At 67.9% G+C, this 18,877-nt stretch carries 21 protein-coding genes; 2 read left to right on the plus strand and 19 right to left on the minus strand.

Translation table 11 applies throughout. The annotated features are described in order from the left end of the window. Positions 1-17: 17 nt before the first annotated feature. From mobH to ACW11F_RS07745, 3 genes are all read right to left on the minus strand, one after another. Complete coding sequence (mobH, locus tag ACW11F_RS07735) at positions 18-1,871, minus strand: MobH family relaxase (protein ID WP_124189373.1); 1,854 nt, start codon at positions 1,869-1,871, stop codon at positions 18-20. 202 nt (positions 1,872-2,073) lie between these two features. After that, the gene (locus ACW11F_RS07740; RefSeq protein WP_034037631.1) at positions 2,074-2,994 is read right to left on the minus strand and encodes a nucleotidyl transferase AbiEii/AbiGii toxin family protein; all 921 of its coding nucleotides are present in this window, start codon (positions 2,992-2,994) and stop codon (positions 2,074-2,076) included. After that, entirely contained in the window at positions 2,987-3,814 is an 828-nt protein-coding gene (locus tag ACW11F_RS07745) for a type IV toxin-antitoxin system AbiEi family antitoxin domain-containing protein (protein ID WP_456996330.1), read from the minus strand. Before ACW11F_RS07745 ends, ACW11F_RS07740 begins: the two co-directional genes overlap by 8 nt. A 153-nt stretch (positions 3,815-3,967) precedes the next feature. Here ACW11F_RS07745 and ACW11F_RS07750 point away from each other — a divergent pair, with 153 nt between their 5' ends. Further along, positions 3,968-4,339 (plus strand): DUF3742 family protein, encoded by a 372-nt coding sequence (locus tag ACW11F_RS07750; protein WP_456996331.1) that lies wholly within the window; start codon positions 3,968-3,970, stop codon positions 4,337-4,339. Positions 4,340-4,346: 7 nt separating this feature from the next. Here the strand turns inward: ACW11F_RS07750 and ACW11F_RS07755 are convergent, their stop codons facing one another. The 16 genes from ACW11F_RS07755 to ACW11F_RS07830 all read right to left on the minus strand — a co-directional run bounded on the left by ACW11F_RS07755 (position 4,347) and on the right by ACW11F_RS07830 (position 18,385). Next, entirely contained in the window at positions 4,347-5,870 is a 1,524-nt protein-coding gene (locus ACW11F_RS07755; RefSeq protein ID WP_004254868.1) for a conjugal transfer protein TraG N-terminal domain-containing protein, read from the minus strand. 15 nt (positions 5,871-5,885) lie between these two features. Next, positions 5,886-6,239: a hypothetical protein gene (locus ACW11F_RS07760; protein ID WP_004254869.1), complete on the minus strand. Its 354-nt coding sequence runs from the start codon at positions 6,237-6,239 to the stop codon at positions 5,886-5,888. Next, positions 6,236-7,642: an integrating conjugative element protein gene (locus ACW11F_RS07765; RefSeq protein WP_004254870.1), complete on the minus strand. Its 1,407-nt coding sequence runs from the start codon at positions 7,640-7,642 to the stop codon at positions 6,236-6,238. Before ACW11F_RS07765 ends, ACW11F_RS07760 begins: the two co-directional genes overlap by 4 nt. A gap of 10 nt (positions 7,643-7,652) precedes the next feature. Continuing rightward, positions 7,653-8,597, minus strand: a complete 945-nt coding sequence (locus ACW11F_RS07770; protein ID WP_291219904.1) for a TIGR03756 family integrating conjugative element protein — start codon at positions 8,595-8,597, stop codon at positions 7,653-7,655. Beyond that, positions 8,594-9,043: a TIGR03757 family integrating conjugative element protein gene (locus ACW11F_RS07775; protein ID WP_151023721.1), complete on the minus strand. Its 450-nt coding sequence runs from the start codon at positions 9,041-9,043 to the stop codon at positions 8,594-8,596. Before ACW11F_RS07775 ends, ACW11F_RS07770 begins: the two co-directional genes overlap by 4 nt. A 153-nt stretch (positions 9,044-9,196) precedes the next feature. Beyond that, complete coding sequence (gene radC / locus ACW11F_RS07780; protein ID WP_456996332.1) at positions 9,197-9,691, minus strand: RadC family protein; 495 nt, start codon at positions 9,689-9,691, stop codon at positions 9,197-9,199. A gap of 195 nt (positions 9,692-9,886) precedes the next feature. After that, complete coding sequence (locus ACW11F_RS07785; RefSeq protein ID WP_151609329.1) at positions 9,887-10,630, minus strand: DsbA family protein; 744 nt, start codon at positions 10,628-10,630, stop codon at positions 9,887-9,889. A 13-nt stretch (positions 10,631-10,643) separates the two neighbouring features. Continuing rightward, positions 10,644-13,532, minus strand: coding sequence for a conjugative transfer ATPase (locus ACW11F_RS07790; protein WP_456996333.1), 2,889 nt, complete (start codon positions 13,530-13,532; stop codon positions 10,644-10,646). Further along, a complete protein-coding gene (locus ACW11F_RS07795) occupies positions 13,532-13,966 on the minus strand; it encodes a TIGR03751 family conjugal transfer lipoprotein (RefSeq protein ID WP_291219906.1) in 435 nt (144 codons plus the stop codon). The genes ACW11F_RS07790 and ACW11F_RS07795 overlap by 1 nt, the downstream gene beginning before the upstream one ends. Continuing rightward, positions 13,947-15,380 carry a TIGR03752 family integrating conjugative element protein gene (locus ACW11F_RS07800; RefSeq protein WP_291219907.1) on the minus strand — a complete coding sequence of 478 codons (1,434 nt, stop codon included), beginning with the start codon at positions 15,378-15,380 and terminating at the stop codon, positions 13,947-13,949. Before ACW11F_RS07800 ends, ACW11F_RS07795 begins: the two co-directional genes overlap by 20 nt. Next, complete coding sequence (locus ACW11F_RS07805) at positions 15,370-16,284, minus strand: TIGR03749 family integrating conjugative element protein (protein WP_291219908.1); 915 nt, start codon at positions 16,282-16,284, stop codon at positions 15,370-15,372. Before ACW11F_RS07805 ends, ACW11F_RS07800 begins: the two co-directional genes overlap by 11 nt. After that, positions 16,281-16,967 carry a PFL_4703 family integrating conjugative element protein gene (locus tag ACW11F_RS07810; protein WP_061341187.1) on the minus strand — a complete coding sequence of 229 codons (687 nt, stop codon included), beginning with the start codon at positions 16,965-16,967 and terminating at the stop codon, positions 16,281-16,283. The genes ACW11F_RS07805 and ACW11F_RS07810 overlap by 4 nt, the downstream gene beginning before the upstream one ends. Beyond that, positions 16,964-17,374: a TIGR03750 family conjugal transfer protein gene (locus ACW11F_RS07815; RefSeq protein WP_291219909.1), complete on the minus strand. Its 411-nt coding sequence runs from the start codon at positions 17,372-17,374 to the stop codon at positions 16,964-16,966. Before ACW11F_RS07815 ends, ACW11F_RS07810 begins: the two co-directional genes overlap by 4 nt. 12 nt (positions 17,375-17,386) lie before the next feature. Next, positions 17,387-17,755, minus strand: a complete 369-nt coding sequence (locus tag ACW11F_RS07820; RefSeq protein WP_237264678.1) for a TIGR03745 family integrating conjugative element membrane protein — start codon at positions 17,753-17,755, stop codon at positions 17,387-17,389. Positions 17,756-17,777: 22 nt separating this feature from the next. Further along, complete coding sequence (locus ACW11F_RS07825) at positions 17,778-18,017, minus strand: TIGR03758 family integrating conjugative element protein (protein ID WP_003140997.1); 240 nt, start codon at positions 18,015-18,017, stop codon at positions 17,778-17,780. Next, complete coding sequence (locus ACW11F_RS07830) at positions 18,014-18,385, minus strand: integrative conjugative element protein, RAQPRD family (RefSeq protein WP_456996335.1); 372 nt, start codon at positions 18,383-18,385, stop codon at positions 18,014-18,016. The genes ACW11F_RS07825 and ACW11F_RS07830 overlap by 4 nt, the downstream gene beginning before the upstream one ends. Before the next feature lie 277 nt (positions 18,386-18,662). Here ACW11F_RS07830 and ACW11F_RS07835 point away from each other — a divergent pair, with 277 nt between their 5' ends. Beyond that, on the plus strand, positions 18,663-18,863 hold the full coding sequence (locus tag ACW11F_RS07835; RefSeq protein ID WP_161613347.1) for a hypothetical protein: 201 nt from the start codon (positions 18,663-18,665) through the stop codon (positions 18,861-18,863). Positions 18,864-18,877: the final 14 nt, after the last annotated feature.

The raw sequence follows: 18,877 nt of genomic DNA on the forward strand, positions 1-18,877 counted from the left end.
GCACAGCGGTCGCACGCCTACCCCTGATCGTCGTTGTCCTTGCCCCCAAGGGCTGAATCTTCGCGCTTTGCGGCCTCGTTGAGGAGCCGCAGGTATGGGTTGTCTGGCGGCGTCTCCCGGAACAGCGCCTCCGGGCTGGCGAGCAGATAGCCGTGCAGCCGGCGCGACTTGCGCGGCCCCGTGACTTCGCAGGTCCAGATGTTCAGCCCGCTCGGCTGCTTGCGGTGCTGCCCCAGCTTCTCAAAGCGCTTCTGTACCCACTGCCACCCCTCCAGCTTCTCCTGCTTGGCCAGCGCGGCGACTTGAAGGTACTCCTGCGCGTAGCGCTGGAACACGCCGGGGCTGACGAGATAGGTCGTACCGGCGACGGTATGCACCAGGGCCTTGGCGTCGTTGATGATGAGCTTGCGCGTCTGGATGCTCTGACGCAGCCAGGCCATGAAGTGCGCCCCGGAGGGCTCCGCGCGATCCTGGGAAGGCGCGAGGCCCATCTGCGGCGGGGGCACGGTCGAAGGGGCCGGCTCGGGCTCGGCAACAGGGGAACTCGGGATCTCCGGTGCCGTGGGTGGAGCGGTGTCGCCCAGCAGGTCGAGCAGCGCGGCCACGCCGGTGTCCATGGCTGCGGATGCGATCGGCGTCGTGCTCGCGGATGCAGCTTCGATGCCTTCCGCGCGCGGCCCATCGGGCACCGCCGGCGCCTGTGGCGTCGGCTCCGCTTGTTCCTCTTCGACCTGCACACGGCCTGCGAACGGCGCCGGCCGGTCGGCGGCATCCCAGATCATCGCTGGCGAGAGTTTCAGGAAGGTGAATGCGTGCGACCAGCCCGCGTCGCTGGTGACGGTAGCCTTCCAGATCGCCTTGCCATCCGGCGTCGGTTGCACGATGCCGTGATCCTGCAGCACGTTGAACACCGCCGTATTGCTGGCCGGGATGCCGTCGATGCCCTGTGACAGCAGATGTGCGCGCAGCTTGTCGGAGACGGTCTTGCTCACCAGCCACAAGGCGTCTTGGGTCAGCCAACCGTCCGCCGGGCCGGCCTGGTTCAGCTTGAACGCTTCCTTGAGCAGGTAGCGCAAGCCGTCGAGCAATTTGCGTTGCAGAGCATGCTTGGGCGCCACCAGCGCCTTGCTGGGATCGCCGCCGAGTTCCTGGGCGACCGATGCCTGGTCGGCCTGCACGACCAGCTCGCCGAGCGTGCCGGCGTGCTCGTACTGGCCGGCCAGCACGTACAGCAGCGCGGCCCAGAGGTCGGGATAGCCGCTGAGCCAGTCGAAGATGTCCCGATCGAGAAGGCGCGCGTAGAGCAGCCCGGTGGCGGCGCTGTGCAGGCGGTACTCGCGCTCCTTTCGGTAACGGAAGCGGTAGGGCTTTCGCAGCGGGCCGTGCCAGGGATGCCAGACGCTGCCGTCGGCATGTTCGACGTGCAGATCGACCGCAATCTTGCCGATGTCGTGCAGCAGGGCCGCGTAGGCCGTGCCTGCGGTCCAGGCTTCGGCCTGGGCCGCCTGTGCCTCCGGCGTGACGCCCGCAGGCAGCAGGTATGACTGCCGCAGCTTCAGCGCATAGGCGACGATCTCCAGGCCGTGGTCCAGCATGCCGCCCGGATAGGCGTGGTGGTGGTTCTCGGAGGCCGGGAACTGCTGGACCAGCTCGGCGTAGCGCTCCAGTGGGGCGAGGTAGAGCGTGGCGAACTGCCGGCGCGAGAGCGATGTGCGCTGCCAGATGTGTTCCAGCAGTTTCTGCCGGCGCGGCGTGGCCAGCAGCGATGCGGCCGACTCCGGCCGCATCGACCCTTTCGGAGTTTCGATGGCGGAGGTGGGCGGCGTGCCGGCGGTGGGTGGCACCCGTTTGCGCTGGAACAGCGAGAGCATGGCGAACCCCGGATGACGGGCTGCTCGGGGCGCCTTTTGGCCTTTTCAGGATAGGGCCTTTCCCCTTGGCACCCTTCCTTTGCCCCTTCCCAGCCCTTTGGCCTTTGTCGGAAGCCTTTGGGTATAGGGCCGCTGCTTCGCGGGTGCCACGATGAATGCGGCATGGGGCAATCCCGGCAAGTGGGGCGCTGCGGGACGTTCGTCAGCTCTGGCCCAAGCCGGTGTCGAGGGCGGCGGATTGCGCTGCGAAGTCGTCGGGACGGCGCTTGCGGAAGGTTTCGAGATTGGCGAGCTTCCAGCGCAGTGCCGGCAGTTGAGCGGCGTGTTGGCATTGCACCAGCGACCAGTCCGGTTCTGCGCGCACCAGCCCGCTCAGAAACTGCTTGTGAGCGGTGCTCAGTCGCTGTGGCAGCTCGCGCCGCACCCTGGCGCGAGCTTCGAGCAGTGTCTCCAGGGAGCAGTCCACTTCGGTCATGCCGACAAAGGCCCGCTCGTACTCGCCGGCGATGTCCTTGTCGTTGCCGAACAGCACTTCGTGGGGCGGCCGGTTGTGGCCCGCCAGATAGATCACGAAGCACTCGACCATGCCGTCGCTGATGTCGCCCGATTCGTAGAGCTGCCACACGTCGAACAGGTCGCGGGGGTGCTGCCGATCCAGCGCGGCCACCAGCTTGCTGGCGTACAGCTCGTCCGGTGCCAGAACCGGCAGCTCGAACTCGACGCCGAACAGATCGCTGGTCTTGGCGCTCAGCGGCCGCCGCTCGACGGGCAGCACGCTGCCTCGGAACACGACGTTGACCTCGATCTTCACCTGGTTGGCGTCGTTCTCGACGATCAGCTTGGTGTCCCCCAGGTCCTTGGCGCGAACCAGGCGTGTCTGCACGCCCAGTGGTGCAACGCGCGTGGCGATGGCGGCCAGCTCCTGGTTGATGGCTTGCAGCGCTTCGTCGCGCGGCGTCTGCCATGGGAGGTACACCACGTCGATGTCCACCGACAGGCGCGGCATGTCCCGCACGAAGAGGTTGATGGCCGTGCCGCCCTTCATGGCGAAGATGTCGTTGGCGAACACGTCGGGCGCGACGGCCAGCAGCAGGCGAACGGTGTCCGCGTAGGTCTTATCCATGAGGTTTCAGGCTCAGCAGGGTTCCGTCATCGAGCCGGCTCATCCAGCGCGTGTTGCTGCCGGTGCGAACCGGGTACTGCTCCAGCAGGGCATCGACATCCACGAGGCTGGTCTCGCGCGCCCAGGTGAGGAACAGGCGCACGGCCTTCACGCTGGTGCAGCAGGACAGCAGTTGTCCGAGCAAATCCTTGCGGGGGGAACGCAGTCCATCAAAGATGTTGCGGGCCTCTTCGAGGCTCTGCTTGACGCCGGCTTCGTACAGCAACTCCAGAACGGCACGCTCGGAGGCAGCCACCCGCAGATCCTCGGGCAGGCCAGGCGGCGTGGTCAGGGTCTTGCCGGCCAACACCGTATCCGGCCAGTCGAACAGGCGGGCGTGGACGTAGCGGGCCGGAAAGCGCGAAGTGAACCAGGCCGGCAACGCGAAGCGACCGTCGCCCCACAGCACCAGCGCCTCCCGGCTGCCCAGGTTGTGCCGCACGCCCTGCAGGGCCAGGGCGCTCTTGCCGCCGACGTGCAGGCCGGGCGCGCGCTGTTGCAGGAACTTCAGCGCACCGTAGACCCCGAACTCATCGTTCGGGAAGGCATAGACGCCATGGGCCAGGCGCACGAGCCACCCGCCGTCGGCATAGTGGGCGGCGAGCTGGGGCGATACCCCGAACTGGCTCAGGGTGGCAAGGTCGAACGGCGCCCCGCGGGGGAGTCCCGCCTGCAGCCGCTTGATTACCTGGTGCCTAGAATTTCCATCCATGCTATAAAAATAGCACGGAATCCAATCAATCCCTAGAACTATCGCAAGAACGTGCAGGGAAAGTAGCATAACGTTTGATTTCCATCGCAGAATCTAATCGACCTGCGACCCAGGCCGACCGGCTCTGCCAGCCGCAACCCGCCCTCCTGATCGCGGTCTATGCTGGAGGGCAGGCCACGACCGGCCGCTCCATGAGGTGAGGTACCACTGAAGCCGAGGCACATGAGCATGACCACCAACACGCACAACGGGAGCTGGAGCCACCGGCTGGGCCGGGGGGCTGGCCGTGCCTGGCGTGGATACGTGCGCCGCGAGCAGCGTGTCGCCGGCTGGCTGGTGACGCGCGGGGTGCCCGCGGGCGCGGCGACGGCGGTGCTCTGGATCGTCAAGCTCGCCGTGCTCGGTGCGCTGCTCTACTCCGCGTTCTGGCTGGCCCTGCTGCTTGCCTTTGCGGTAACTGCTGCATGGCTCGTGCAGCACGACGACCCTGATCAAAAGGAACCGCAACCCGAGTGGAGGGAAGGCCCCAACGGCTTCGGGCTTTATGACAAGAGCGATTGGCGCATCGACCCGCATGTGACCGACGACGACTGAACGGCGGTCACTTCTTCGATACGGCGCTCATTGCCATGCCAGCGCCACGCCCCCCAGCGCCTTTGGCGTCCGAGGTGGCGGTGGACAACCCCTGCACGATATTTCCCGTGCGCACGCCTGCCCAAGCCAATGCCATCACCCAAAACGTCGGCAGCACGATGAACATCATCGCCATGACGAAGTTGAGCAGCATGTCGCCAAAGGCGTTGTTCAAGCCGATCAGCGGATCGAAGTTCGTGTGCGGCCTGTCCGCGCCAAACCCCCAACCGTAGAGCGCATCCAGGATCGTGCTGTCGATCCAGCGTGCGAGCTGGAACCAGAAGTCCACGAAGAACAGCGCGAACTGGACGCAGCTCACCGTCACCACCGTCTTCAGGTCGTAGGTGCCGATCAGCAGCACCAGCGGGATGCAGATGACTAGCGCCATCTTGAGCATCGCCAGCACCATCGGCAGCGCCTGGCGCACCACGTCCATCGCCGGAAAGAAGCCCAGCGAGCCGACGGTCAGCCCCAGGTCGCTCGCGCCGCGCGTGACGATGTTCGGCAGCGTCTTGTCGATCTGGCCGCCGTAGTCGGTGTAGACGGCGCCCTGGTTCATCTTCTGCTGCCGCGGTGAGACGACGGCGCGGATCACTGAGTCATTGACCTCGCTCTGCGACAGGAAGCCCACCCAGCGCCCGATGCGGGTCAGCAGGTCCGGGTCGACCTGTGCCAGCAGCCGGCTGCGCAGTCCCTGGCCGCCATCGGCCCACCACTGCCGGCAGGACGGATAGCCGCCGCCGCTGTCCACCTGTGCCAGCCCTGCATCGCGGGTCGCGTCGTAGGGCCAGGCCGTGCGTGGGGTCTTGGCGCGATAGGTGTCATAGAAGCCGGGCGTGTCGAGGAAGTAACTCGACCCGATCCAGGTGACGTCGTTCATCTGCTCGTCGGAGAGCGTCGGCCGGTTCATGAACAGCTTGGCGCGCGACGGCCCGTAGCAGTCGTGCGTGAAGTCGGCGACCTCCTGTGCCAGCACCGGATCGTCGATGCGCGTGGCATCCACATCCATGCGAATCTGACGCAGGTCCGTGCCGCAGGGAATCGCTGCCACCGCGGAGCCCGTCACGGCTTTCGACAGCGCGTGCATGAAGAACCACCACACCGGCACCAGCGCGCTCTGGTCGTTTAGCGCCGTGTAGACGTTGGACCAGCCCGTGTCGTTGGGCAGTGGGACGTTGACCTGGCATTGCGCGGAGCGCGTGGTGTCGAACTTGATCGTGGCGAGATCCACCGGGATGAACGGGATGCCGGCGAACATGATGACCACGATCGCCACCCACACCCGGTTCTCGATGCGCATCGACGACAGCACGCCCTTGTTGCCCTCGTCCGCACCTTCGCCGCGGGCCTTGAGCCATTCCTGGATCACGATGGCCACGAACGGCAGCGCGAACACCCCGCTGGCCACGAGGATGCTCCAGATGCCGTTGTTGACCACCCAAGCCACCAGGGTCAGGTAATACTCCAGGTAGTCCGTGGTGTAGAGCGTCATGCCTGCCTCCCGGTCTCAGCCGTGCTGCAACAATTGGCTGGCTTCCAGCGCGACCACGGCGATCACGGCCGCGATCTCCGTGCACAGCAGGCGCTGATGCGTCTCGCGGGACGGCTCCCGCCGCAACAGGCGCCGACGCATCCACCACCAGCCGTAAGCCGTCGCTCCGTAGAGGCACAGACGCCACACGAAGAAGTGGCCGGCGTGCGCCTTCAGCCAGTGCTGCCAGCCCTCGACGCCGCCGACCACGTGGATGCCAGTGATGTTCACCGCCACCGCGGCGGCGACCACCAGCAAGGTCCACAGCAGCGCCAAGCCGATGCGGCGGTTGAACAGCCATGGCAGCCGCAGCCAGGCCAGCCGGCTCATGGCGTACCGCTCCGCGGCTTCTGGACTTCCCGCAGACGGTCGCGCGTGGTGTCGCCCTCGAAGACGCCGCGCGAACCGGCAGCGCGGGTGCTGTGGCGCTGGATGATCGCCATCGCCGAGTTGCCGGCCAGCGTGCGCCGCAGCTCCAGCTCGGTCTTGAGGTTGTTGATCTCCTGCTCCAGTGCGCTGTTCTCCTGGCCGACCGCCTGCACGGCCAGCTCGTTGGCGGCGACGTTCGGCTCCTTCTTGCCGGTCAGCAACGTGCGTTGCAGCAGCAGGGCCTTCTCCAGCACGCTGGACAGCGCCGCCTCGGACGCGAGGCGCCGGCCCAGCACGTCCTGGTCGGGCTCGTCACGCAGGGCCTCGATCACGCCGCGGGTGATCGGCAGCGAGCTGCTGCCGGCTGCGTCGAGATTGGCCAGCGTCGTCGGCCGGGCGCCCGTCACCAGTTCCTGCAGCGCCTGCAGCTTGGTCTCGTACTCTTCCTGGATCATTGGCGTCAGCCCGACGCCAGGCGTGGTCTGGGTCTTCGTGCAGTTTTCGCAGGTGCGCTGCTCGCGTTCGCCCAACACGCGGGTCGCCCAGTCCGCGGCCGCCTGGGGCGAGAACCAGGTTTGGCAGGTCAGGCGGTTGCCGCAGGCGCTGCGCGCGATCGACGAGCTATCGGTGGCGCTGCGCCCGTTGAGCAGGTTGTAGCCCGCGCGCGTCACGTCGCCGACCACCTTGATCGAACTCTGACCGGAGCCGCCCGCGTTGCCGCCGCCGACCCATGGCACGCCGTTGTTTCCCTTGTTGGACTCGGCCTGCTCGATGGCGGCGACGGCATCGGTGCTGCTGACCGCATCCCGCAGCGCCATCCCTTCGGCGAGCTGGTCCCAGCCGGCCTGGCCGCCGGCCATGTCCGCCATGCGATTGGCGATGGCGCGGCAGGTCATCTTCGAGCGGTCGAAATCCAGGCGCGCCTGCAGGATGCCGTTGGTGAGCAGGTTGTACAGACCCGGGTCGGCGCGCTGGATGATCAGGGCCGGCAGCGAGGCCACGGCGCTGGTGGCGTTCTGGATCACGTTGCTCATGATCGTCTGGAAGCCGTTGGTGATGCCGTTGAGCTGGTTCTGCAGCGTCGTGGTGATGCTCATGTCGCCGCAGATCAGGTTGCTGTTCCAGCCGACGCCGACGCCGATGCTCTGCATGTTGCCGGCACCACCCATCGACACGGCCCGGCCGCCGCCGATGCTGTAGAGCACGTCGTCGCCGATCACGCTGCCGCTGACGTTCACGCCATTGGGGTCGATGCGGGTCTGCGCCCAGGCGACGCCGACGACCAGCGTGATGGCCGCCACGAGCAGCGTGGCCCGCAGGTGCGACTTCGCGCGACGCAGGAAGTCAGGGAGGGAGGCGTTCATCGTGGGTTCCTCACATGAAATCGACGCTGCCGAGGAAGACCTGGCCACGGCGCCGGCAGCAGGAGTACGGCCGCCACAAGGCCCAGGCGTAGTCGCCCTGCTGGGCCTGCACGCGGGTGCGGCTGTGCGGGAAGACCACGCAACTGTTCGAGAGCGTGGGCGTCAGCTCCTGCCACTTGCCCGTCGAGGCGTCGGTCTCCATCAGCGCGCCGGCCGGCCAGTAGCCGTCGCGGGCGTTGGCCAGCAGGGGCTGATACACGTGAATCTGGTTGCGGCGCGTCACGATGTCGCCCGCGCGCTGCGCGACCACGGCGCCGCTCTTGTGGTCGTCGGTCTGGTGTAGGAAGCCACCGCGGGGATACACGTTGCCCCAGAGGTTCAGGCCGGTGCGCGTACCGATTTCGCGCCGGCCGGGGATGAGCGCTTCGGGGTAGAGCGCTTCCGGGATGTTGTAGCGCCAGGCGATCGTGTCGAGCGTGCTCAGCAGATACGGCATGAAGGCCGTGCCCGCGCCTTCGCAGGTGTAGCCGGAGGCGCTGGCGAACTGGCTGAACACCATCCCGGCCGGATGGCCGATGACATCGGCGTTCTTGAACTTGGCGAGGTTGTTCTCGTTGTCGTGGTTGGTCGTGCCGTCACCGCCAGCCTTGGCGCTCGGGTTGGGCATGCTCATCGCCCTGACTTCCTGCCACGGGTTTTCGCCGGTGTTCGAGTAGCTCGACACCACTGCATCGGGGACGTAGTGGCGCACCTTGACGGAGGTGCGAACCGAGCAGCCGAATGGCGTGCAGTACAGCCAGTAGCAGATTCCGACCACGCGATATTCGAGGCAGTCGGGGGACAGCGCCGACGAGACGATGGTGGCGGTGTCCAGGGCGAACGTCGACGTGGCCGCGCTCAGCAGCAGCGCGGCGGCGGTGGCTCGCAGGCGCCGGGATGCCAGCAGGAGGCTCATGGCTGCGTGCTCCGGTAGGCGTTGATGCGCGCGACGGCGCGGGGCACGTCGGGCTCGCCGTAGACCACGTAGCGTCGATCGACCACCACGGCGGGAATCTTGGCGATGCCCAGCCCCCAGGCATCCGCGACACCTTGGTAGGCATGGCCGATGCGGCGCTGCAGGGCCTCGCCGCCGTCATGCAACCCCTGCCGCACCAGGGCCGCGGCCTGTCGCGGGTCGGCCGGCAGGTGCGCGGCGAGTTCGACCTCGATGCGCGTGGCCTGGTCCAGCTCGATGACCCGCACGCCGGCCGGGGCCTGCACCGGATGACGGCTGTCGGTGACGACGAGCACATCGGCGGCCGCCGCGATGGGAGCGAGCAGCGCGGCGCACAGTCCAGCGGCCAGCCTGGCGGCCAGGGAGCGCCGCGAGACGGCAGGAAGGTTGAGGAAATGAGCCGGCATGTCGCGTCTCCGAGGAGTCGATGCAGGCTCGTAGTCGAGCGCAAATGCAGATCAGGGAACGACAAAGAAACCGAAACCGGTCAGCCCCGATTCCCTGCGGACCGGCGAAAAGAAACGGGAGCCAAGGGCTCCCGTGGTGATGAATTGAGTGCGCTACAACAAGCCGGCTTCTGCGAACGAGTACGGACTGCCCTTGCCGACGATGAAGTGGTCCAGCACCCGGGCATCGACGGTGGCCAGGGCGCTCTTCAACCGCTCGGTGATCGCACGATCAGCGGCCGAGGGCTCGGTGTTCCCCGAGGGATGCTGATGCGCCAGGATCAGCGCCGAAGCGTTGAGCGCCAGCGCACGCTGGACCACCACCCTCGGATACACCGAAGTCTGGTCGACCGTGCCCCGGAACAGCGGCTCAAAGGCGAGCACCTGGTGCTGGTTGTCGAGAAACACGACGGCGAAGATTTCGTTTGGCTCCGCGACCAGTTTCAGGCGCAGGTAGTCGCGCACGGCGGCGGGACTGCCCAGCGCCGGACCGGCCTTGAACACGCGGTTCTCCAGCAGGGTGATGGCCTGCCGGATGATCCAGTCTTCGTGCTGGGCGGCGATCAGGGTGAGCGACTCCGGGCGGTAGTCGGCGATGACGAGAGACATGGCGAACCTCCAATGGATGAGATCGGAGGGCGCCTGCCCCTGGAGGGCAAACCCTCCTGGGGACGATGGGGATGGAACAGGTGACGAGCGGGCATCCACCACCGCGGATGCGATGGCTGTTCGCGTCAAGGGATGCGATGCGAACGGGTTTCGATCAACGCGGACGAGCCGCGCCGCAGCCTTGAAGATCGATGGCTACCTGGGCATGTCACCGGCAACGCCGGCGGGCATGTCTGGGGAATGGGCGGGTTCGGCTGCGGTCGTGCTGCCGACGGCGAGCAGGTCGATGGCCGACAGCAAGGCATCGCCTTCGACGGGACCGTGCAGCAGGAGGGTCTTGCCGGACTCGCGGTCGCGCAGTTGCAGGGCCGGCGTGGCCGCGATGCCCTGCTGTGCCGCTTCCGCCGCCTGGGCACGGATGACGGCATCGGGGCGATCGCTGTCGAGACAACCCTGCATGGCTGGCGTGAGGTCGGGATAGCGCAGGCCCTCCGGCAGGCCCTGGCCGTCGCCACGGGTGTGCGCGTAGAGCCACGCCACGGCCTGCCAGAAGGTGGCATGTCCGCCCGTCTCGCCCGCGCACTCGGCCAGGCGTGCCCCGGCAGTCGCGGCCGGCTCGTGCATGGACAGCGGCAGGTGGTGCCACTGCCAGTTCACCTCGGGATGGGCGTCGATCCAGCCCTTGAGCGCGGGGAAGTAGGCCCGGCAGTACGGACACTCCAGGTCGGCGTACCCGACCACCGTGAAGCGCGCATCGGCACGGCCATACAGCCAGGGCGGGCCGGCCGGTTTCGACGCTTCGGACCGGGCGGCGGCCAGGGGCATGGACTCGGTTGCCGGTTGCGGCGCGCGCAGCAGCATCCACGAGCCAACCCCAATCGTCGCCACGATCAGCAGACCGATCCAGGGATGACGGCGGGCGAATGAAGGCATGCGCATCGTGTCGCTCCCGTCAGGCTAACGTGTCCAACGCCAGAGGTTCGATACCCCGCGCACGGTCGATCTTCTCGGCCACGCGGAAGGCGGCATCCAGCTCGCTGATGCCGTGCTGCTGCATCAACTGGAAGCGTTCGGCCTTCTCCTCGGGCTCGGTCATCGCCATCGCCAGGTAGAGGCTGGGCGGCACGGCCCGGAACAGCACCTCCATCGACTTGGACAGGATGACGCCCTCGCTGAACTTGCCGGCCTCCTTGCGGGCCGAGAGCATCAGCGCCTTCTGCGACGCGTTGAGTTCGCGGAAGCGCGCGATCTTCTCGACTTCATCGGGCGGCATCGACAGGCAGATCCACCACTCGATCATGTTGAGCATGGGCTCGGCCGCCTTCGGCAGGTCGTCCAGGTTCTGCGTGGCGAGCCAGAACCAGGCGCCGAGTTTGCGCCACATCTTGGTGATCTTGACCACGTAGGGCGCGAGCAGCGGGTTCTTCGTGATGATGTGGCCTTCGTCCGTCACGTTGATGATCGGACGGCCCAGGAACTGGTCGCGCTCGGCGATGTTGTTGACGGTGTTGATGAGCGAGATGTAGGCAATCGAGAGTTGGGCGTTGTAGCCCTCGCGCGCGAAGGTGGCCAGGTCCACGATGGTGATGTCCGCCTCGGGCCACGGCGTGCCGGACCGGTCGAACATCTCGCCGTCCACGCCCTGGCAGAACATATCCATGGCGTCGGCCATCTCCAGCAGCCGTGCGCGCCGCATCTCCGGCAGCGTGGCGTCGCGGGCGCGCTCGCGCAGCGCGTCGCGCACATCGCGCGTGAGCACCGTGCGTCTGTCCGCCACGCAATGCTGGGCCGCATCGAGAATGCACTGGCGGATCAGGCTGCGGTCGGCGCGCGTCATGCGCGCTTCTTCCTTGTCCTCGCCGCCGGTGATCATCAGTCGTGCAGTGATCTCCAGCTCCCCGAGCACGTCGCGCTGCTCGTCACCTTCCACGGCCATGCCGGCATCGGTCTGGTCTTCGTCGAGCGCATCGGCGTCCAGCGTCTGTACCTGGCTCGGCGTATCGACCAAGCGCCAGGCGTCGGCGAACGGAGCCAGACTGACGCCCGCGCCGGGCGCAAGTTTCACCCGATGCACGGTGAGACCCAATCGTGCCGCGAAGTCGCCAAACAGGCCGAAGCTGTTGCCCGCCTCGACGATGAACAGGCGCGGCCGATAGATCGCCGTCACCTGATTCAGGATGTTGTTGAGCGTCGCGCTCTTGCCCGAACCCGTGGGGCCGAAGAGGAACAGATGCGCGTTCATCTGCCGGTCGAGGCGGTTCAACGGATCGAAGGTGATCGGGCCGCCGCCGCGGTTGAAGAACGTGATGCCCGGATGCCCCGTGCCCTGGCTGCGGCCCCAGACCGGCGCCAGGTTCGCCGCGTGTTGCGCGAACACGAGCTGGGTGTACCACTGGCGCTTGTCGGCAGCCGGATCGAACACGCACGGCAGCCAGCGCAGATAGCTGTTCAGCGGCGCCACCTCGTCCTCTTCGCGCACCGGTTGCAGGCCGGCGTTGAGCATCACGTTGACGAGCTGCAGGCCGCGCGCATCGAGCTGGGCCAGGTCGCAGCCGCGCAGGTAGAACGCCAGCGCACCGCGGTAGAGCTTGTGCGCGCTGCCGATCAGGCCGCGCGCCTGCTGCACGTCTTGCCGGGTCTGCTCCGAGGCCAGGGTTTCGCCGACGGCCTTCCTGGCGAGGTGGTTGAGGTGCGCCTCCAGCACGTCCTGGGGTGTGGCGACCAGCGTCAGGCACATCACCGTGTCCTCGGGCATCTGGTCGAACAGCGCGTTCATGGCATCGCCGCCTTTGCGCGTCTCGCCCGTCAGATGGCCCGTCACGGGTGGCGTGCGCAGGCGATCCATCACGATCACCCGATGCGGCATGCCGTCGAAGAACCACAGGCCGTTGGGCACGTCCGAACGTGGCTGGCCGAAGAACAGGCGCTGCGCGAAGTCGGTGCCGCTGGCGAGTTCGATCTCACCCTCCTCCCGCTCTTCCGGGTAGCGGGTCAGCGCGTAGAAGCGTTCCCGGTCTTCGGCAGTGGCGCCGAGCAAAGTCGGATTCGGGTTGAACCAGCGCAGCAGCCAGGCGTGAATGTCCGCCGCGCCGAGCCGTCGGGCTTTCACGCCGGCATTCGCCAGCCCGCCGGCGAGGCGGTCGCAGATCGTGGTCAGCGCCTGCTCGGGCGACTGGCCGCGCCGCGAGGCCGGGGTCGCGGACGTGCGGCGGTAGACCACCATGCGCACGCGCCGGACCTGGCCGCGCCACGGCAGGCGCGTCACCGTGGTGTCCTCGAACAGGCCCCCCGGCTTGGCGATGGCCCGCAGGTGATGGGCGAAGAAGCGCAGGTAGAAGTCGCTGAACGCGCTGCCCTGCGCACGCGGCTGCAGATAGTTCGCCAGGGAGCACCGATAGTTGTCCCAGTCGGCCTCGTCCTGGGCGTAGAGCTGCACCACCCAGGGGTTGTCGTCCAACTCGTCGAAGGAGTCCTGCAGGGCGTTCTCCAGCGCATCGCGCGCCTGCCATAGCCAGGCCATCTCGCGGCCCTCGGTACCGACTGGCGCCAGCTCGAAGAAGGCCGCCACCGACTGGCCGTCTTCCAGCAACATGCACTTCGTGTCGGGCAGGTACTCGACCCAGGGCAGCAAGTCCGCGAACGACGGCGCGACGCCATAGAGCGCATCGTGGTCGGCCTGGGTGGCCGGCCTGCGCCGGCCCCGGCCGAGCGCGCTGCCCGGCTCGGCGACACCCTGTGCCGCCAGCGCCGTTACGTGCTGTGCCCAAGCATCATCGGCCGCATCCGCGGCGTCAGCAGGCGATGCGTCGGGCTTGCGTGACCACGGCAGCGACCAGGCCATCAGTAGTCCTCCACGCGCTCGCCCGGCATCGCGTACTGCACGCGCTGGTAGAGCGGGAACACCGTGCTGTAGCCGGGCACCGGCACCGGGTCGGTGCCCGCCAGGTGCGGGAACACGTACATCACCAGGTCGGGGTTCGGCAGGCGGTGGAACTGGCGGTAGATCTCGTTCTGCGCGGTACGGGTGTAGCGCGCCTGCACGCCGGGCGCCGCCTGCACATCGGCCTCGGTCAGCGGCCGGCGCAGGCCCTGGCGCGCGTCGAGCAGTTGCCGCGCGGCCTGGCCGCCGCCCGCGCCGCCGCCGGTCTCCAGATTCCAGATGTCGAGCATGGTGCTGTCGCCGTGTGGCAGCAGCTTCTCCTTGCTGGTGGCGCAGCCGCCGAGCAGGGTGGCCGCCAGCAGCACGGCGGCCGCGTCAATCCAGATCCGAGGCATGGGCTTCTCCGGTGCGGTGGTGGACCCGACGCCCCTTGGCGTCGTAGTCGATGTCGAGCGGTTGCTCCAGATGCACGGCCACCTTGGCGCCGGGCTGCACGTAGACCGCCGCGAAGGCCTGGCCGTAGAGCTTGTTGACCCAATCGGCCATGTCGCGCACGCCGCCCGCGAGGATGCGGCCCATCGCTTCATTGCCGCTGATGCCGACGGTGCCCAGCGAGCCGTTGTTGTTGGCGACCACGGCCACGCTGCCGTTGTCGGACTTGATGAGCGAGGCCGCGCCGGCGCCGGCCGCGGTGATGAGCGCCTGGCTGCCCAGGTACTGCTGGGCGTTGCTGCGCCGCTCGCCGCTGACGCAGGGAATGCCATAGGGGTCGCTGATCCAGCCCAGGCCGCCCTGGATGCTGGCGCCGTTGTGACCGGAGTTGCCGCCGCTGCTACCGCCCTTGCTGCTGTCCTCCGGCACCGTGCGGATGGTGCCGTCCTGGAACACGAACGTGACCGAGCGGATTTGCCCGCGCACGCACGAGAGCGTCCAGTCGCCCGAGGCCGTGCCGCTGACCACGGCGCCGGCCACGTCGGGGATGTCGATGCCGTTGGCCGTGAGGTTGTCCGGGCCGATCAGCACCTTGAACGGGTACGGGTCGTTGACGGTTCCATCGATCGGCACGCGCCCGATCAGCGCCGTCATGGCAATCGACCCCATGAGCGTCGAGTTCGACGGCACGGTGTAGACAGCCTTCGTGGAGGCGCCCACGGCGCGGCTGCCCACGTCGGCGACGGATTCCGCTGCGGCCGACAGGCTTTTCTGGGCCGGCCCGAAGCTCAGGGGAAAGCTCGGCTCCTTGCTGCCGTTCTTGGCGTCGACCTTGGCATCGTCGGGCTCGACCCACTGCGTGCCACTGGTGCCGCGGTTGAAGCGCTTGCCGTCACCCTCTTCCAGCCCCAGCCCGATGGGCAGGTCGGACGGGCCACCCTTGCCGGAAAGGCCGTCCAGTTGCCGCTGCAGATCCTGCAGCAGCCCTTGGGTCTGCTGCCTGTCGCTGGCCACCTGATTGCGCTCCTGCTCCAGGCGGTTGCGTTCGCCTTCCAGCGCGCTCTGGATGCGCTGGTCGATCACGCTTTCCCGCGCACGCAGGCGCTCATTCTCGGCCTTGTGCTGCTTGTTGTCGCCGAGCGCGCTCTGCAACTCGGTGCGCAATTGCTTCACCTGGGCCACCAGCGTGGCGACGGTATCGCGCGGCGTGTCGCCGGCGATGCCCAGGGCTTTCATCTCCTCGGGCGTGAGCGTACCGGCCGCGCCCTTGGGGGCGGGTTGGCCGCCGGGGGCGCCGGAGAACAGTTTGATGCCGACGAACACCAGCAGCAGCGCCATCGGGATCAGCAGCCACTTGAGCAGCGGATTACTCTTCATCGCGCGCTCCTCCGGTCGAGCCCGCCGCGGCGGCCGGCGGCAGGTTCACGGTGGCGTCGATCGGGCTCAGCGCCGGCAGCAGCGACTCGGCCAGGCCGTGGCCGCGCGTGACCAGGTAGAGCACCGTGGTGTCGGACGCGGTGCCGGCCGGTCCCAGGTTCGGATGCTGGAAGGTCGCCGCCACGAAGTTCCCCTGCAAGGCGCGCGGGTCGAGGTCGAGCCAACGCGCGGCGGTGTTGGTGAGTCGCACGGCCGTCACCCACTGGTCTTCCAGGCGCCACGCGGCCAATGCCCGCGCGTGCACCGGCAGCGTCGGCAGCAAGGTGTCCAGCGCGAGGTCGCGGCGCAGGTTTGCGCGCCCGATGCCGGCGACCGGCTCGACGGTGCGCAGCGGCGCGTACAGGTTCTGCGCGGCATGGCGCGTCAGCACGACCGATACCGGCGTTTCGCGCCGGGGAACGGATTTGTCTGCGGGCGCATCGGCCTGCTCGTCCGCGCCGCTTGCTGCACCGCCGCCGTAGCGCTTCGCGGGGGCTTCCGCTTCCACGATGCGCACCGGCTCCAGCGGCGCCTGGCCGTCCTTCGCCGGCTCGGCGGCGATGTCGAGCAGGATCAGCGCGCCGGATTCCACGTCCTGCAGTTGCAGCCGCGTGGGCGGAATCGGCTCGCTCGCCCGCAGGTAGATCGCGCCGCCCGCACTCTGCACGCGCAGGTGATCGCCGACGCTGGCCGGCACGCCGACACGCACATTGCGGTCGATGAAGACCACGCGCTCCTGACCGACCACCAGCGGCACCGGCAGGGGCAGGCGCTCCCAGCGCAGGATTTCCACGGCCTGGCTGGCCGGCACGAAACCGAGGATCAGCAGGACGCCGGCCAGGGCCGACAAGGCAATGGGCTTCATGGGGAGTCTCCCTGCAGGTGGCCGGAGGCGTTGGCGGGCGCGCCGGCCTGGGTCGGCGGCGGTTCGATGCGCTGGGGTGCGCCGGCGTAGCAGTCCAGCGCCAGGCCGAAGGGGTTGCGCTCGGGGTCGATGTCCAGCCGGACGACCTTGATGGGGTAGCGCACCAGGGCGCGCTTGACCTGCTCGGAGCCGTAGTATTCGTCCGCGCTCACGTCGAGCGTGACGATCCAATCGCGGTCGGAAACCACCTTGACGCGCGTGGCCGGATCGTCGCCGTAACCGCGGCCGGGAATCTCGTAGATGCCGCGCACGCGCTGACGCAGCTCGCCACTGGCGCGCCGGTACTCGTAGTCCTGCTGCAGAAAGGCCCGGCAGCTCGGCGTCAGGTAGGCCGATAGCGCGCGCAGGTTGCGTGGATAGTCTTCTTCGCCGTTCGTGGGCCAGCGCTGTACCTGCTGCCAGATGTAGAACGAAAACGCGTACACGCTCTCGGGCGGCACGTCCCACCACTTGCGCGTGCTGCCCGAGCGCAGGTCCGGCGGCACATGGATGGTCAGACTCTTCGGCGCACTCCACCAACCGAAGCCGAGCAGCAACGCCACCACGAACAACGCGCCGGCCCCCAGACGCAGCGTCTTCACGTGCGCCTGCAGGTGCGCAACCTCGTTCTTGAAACGGCTCATGGCGCCCCTCGATCGGTGTTGCGCCGGGTCGTCCAGTAGCCCGAGCGGGTGATGAGGCGCTGGCCGCCCAGGAGCGCTGCCAGCGCCGGGTGCCGCAATGCCAGCCGCCACTGGAGCTGCCGGTGCAGCCAGGTGTCGGGCCGGCCGCGCTTCTGCGCGCGCAGAAAACCACCGCCGACGAAGACGCCCAGCGCGATGCCGGCGACGATCAGCGTGGGCACCATGGCGATGCTGTGCGTGAGCCAGGCCAGCGGCAGGCCGAGCGCGAATCCGGCGGCGGCCGACAGGCCGGCGCAGATCCACAACTCGTCGGCGGTCAGCCCGCGCACGACCACCGGCTGGCGGTTCAGCCGGTGCGGCAGGAAGGTCACCAGCGTGTCGCGCGGGGTCTCCGCAGGGACAGCCATCGCTTGCCGCCCTCACAGCACGCCGGTGGCCTTGGTGAGCAGCCAGATGCCGACCACCAGCAGGATCGCGCCCACGGCGACCGTCAGGCCGAACTGGCCCCAGGTGGCGCGGCCGGTGTGGATCTCCGAGTAGCGCGTGTAGGCGTGATAGCAGACTCCGACGAACATCGAGGCGACCACCAGCAGCGCGATCAGCAGCACGATGTCGTAGCCGTAGTTCTGCAAGGTCTGCAGGATGCCGCTGCCCTGGCCGCGCGATGGGTCTTCCATGGTCGGCAGGCCTTGCGCGAAGGCCGACAGCGGCAGGCCCGCGAGCGCCAGCGGCAGCAGCGGAGCGGCGATGCGGGACGGAATGCGATGGAATGTCGTTGGAGTGTTCATGGCGTATGGCCCTTCGTGACGGTCAGGAGAGGAGAAAGAAGGTCAGCACCAGGTACATCGCCACGAAGCGCACGACGACGGCGAGGAACTGACGTTCGGTGATGCGGTGCTCGGCCCAGCCGACGTAGGCGGTGCGCATGGCCCACACGCCCCACAGCAGCAACACGGCGAACACGAAAGCGAGCACCACGGCAGAGACGGCCGAAGGCGCGAAGCCGCCGTTGGCCTGGAAGGCGGCGACCTGATCGGCAGAGGGCGTCATGGCGACGGCTCCTCGTCGTCGGTGCGGTCGCGGCGGACGTAATCGCCGGCCAGCGGGACGGGATCGCGCGGCTGGGCGCGCTGGGGCACGAGGTAGTCCTGCAGGCCGGCGCGAACGCGCATCAGGTCCGCGCGCAGTCGGGCGTAGTCGAAGTGGTAGCGGGCGCGTTCCTGCGGAGCGGTATGGGCGGCGTGCTCGGCGAGGCGGTCGAGCAGGTCGAGTTGGCGGGTGAGCGCCGCCAGTTGCTCGTGCTCAGCGGTGACACCGCCGGCCGATGCGGGCGATGCGCCGGCGAGCGCGATGGTCAGCGCCACGGCCAGGGCCGGCACACGGCGGCAGGCGGTCGTCGGGTTGCCAAGGGGTGTCATCACGCCGTTCCACAGTCGTCTGGATGGCGGGATGCTGCGGCGTGAAGCTTGGGTGTGCCGCAAACAATCGGAACTGGTGGTGCACCGGAATTTTCTGTGGTCGACGGGCGCTCTCGGAGCGGGAGGTGGTTGGCGCTACCGCAAATAGCCTCACCCGTTCGGACGTTCGGAGGCGGTCTGCTCTCAGCAAAAAGCACGCATTGACGGCATTGTGTTGTAAGACCGACGCGCAATACTGTACATTGCAGTACATTTGCAGTGCTTCCTGGAGAAGCTGATGGCTACAGGCAAGACCGCCACGCTGACTTTCCGGATCGATCCCGGATTGAAAGAAGCGCTTCGCATCGCGGCGGAACAAGAACATCGATCCATAACGAACATGGTCGAAGTTCTGATTCGGGGCCACTGTGAGCGGCGTGGCATTGCAATTCAGCCTTCTGACGAAACAAGAACAACTGCAGGGGGGGCGCATGATTAAAGCTGCAGCGAGTA

The organism is Luteimonas sp. e5 (genome assembly GCF_054031035.1).